Source organism: Bartonella sp. AA81SXKL, from assembly GCF_042196945.1.
Lineage (GTDB): Bacteria > Pseudomonadota > Alphaproteobacteria > Rhizobiales > Rhizobiaceae > Bartonella.
Genome location: NZ_JBHIRH010000104.1, coordinates 1 through 1,118, shown reverse-complemented (window position 1 = coordinate 1,118; position 1,118 = coordinate 1). Strand labels below are relative to the sequence as shown.

General features: G+C 47.7%; 1 protein-coding gene. It reads left to right on the top strand.

What is annotated here, in order from left to right:
• A partial coding sequence (locus ACFINZ_RS09835; protein ID WP_375701419.1) for a hemagglutinin repeat-containing protein occupies positions 1-1,118 on the top strand: 1,118 nt, incomplete at both ends.

Below are 1,118 nucleotides of genomic sequence, written 5' to 3'. Positions count from 1 at the left end.
TGGATATGCAAGCCTCGCGAGCCGTTGGCTCTTCGATCAATGCTGGGGGTGATTTTACTGCTATTGCAGGCCAAGATGGCACACCACATGATCTCACCATCACGGGCAGTGCTGTTACGGCTGATGGCAAGGTAGAGCTGAAAGCCAGCAATGCTATTCTCATCACCAATGCGGAAAATAGCTTACAGTATGAGATGTCGTATCATAAAAAGGGTGAGGGGTTCAGTACCAGCAAATCCCAGCATAACAAGATTGATGCGGCTCAAGTTGTGGGCTCACTCATATCTGGGGGCAAAGGTGTTGCTCTTGACTCAGCAAACAACACGGAGATTGTAGCCTCGATACTCACAGCCGGTAAGCCAGGGGAGAAAACGCCAGAAGAGCAGGCCAAAGCCGATATGACCATTCACTCTGGTGGAAATATTCTCATCAAAGGGGCGCAAGAAAAATACAACCAGCAACAACAATCGTCGACAAGCAGTGTTTTGCATGAGAAATCTTCCGATAATTCTGAAGCGCACACTACAACGGTTTCCTCTATCCTTGGAGCGACGGGCAATATTGTGTTAGACGCACAAGGGGATGCCACCCTCACGGCTTCTCATATGATTGCCAATGAAGATATCAATGTGGCAGGACAAAGCGTGACGATTGATGGCATGACAGATCACCATAGCAGCCATTCAGAAACCCATGAAACGGGTTTTGGTGTGGGATCAGGCAAGGGTTTTGTTTCGATCTACGGGAGTGAATCAAAGACAGAGAATGAAGAAAGTTTTGAACATCAAGGCTCTTCGCTCAATGGTAAAAATATTACCATCACCGCCAAAAAAGAAGATGTGAATGTGGTGGGTTCTGACTTTAGCGCAGGGGAAGATATTAAGCTTTCGGCAGTCCATAATGTGAATGTTTTGCCTGGTCATAAGAGTCATAGCGCGAGCACACAGGAAGAACGCTCAGGTTTTGGCTTTCAGTTTGAAAAGAACCGCAGTGGTGCCTCTGTGGGTGTGGGGGGTGCGAGCGCCAAAGATACGGGCGATCAATGGGAAAAGTCCAATACACCATCCAATTTTAAAGCGGGCAGAGATGTGCAGATCAATGCCGGCAATGATGTGAAT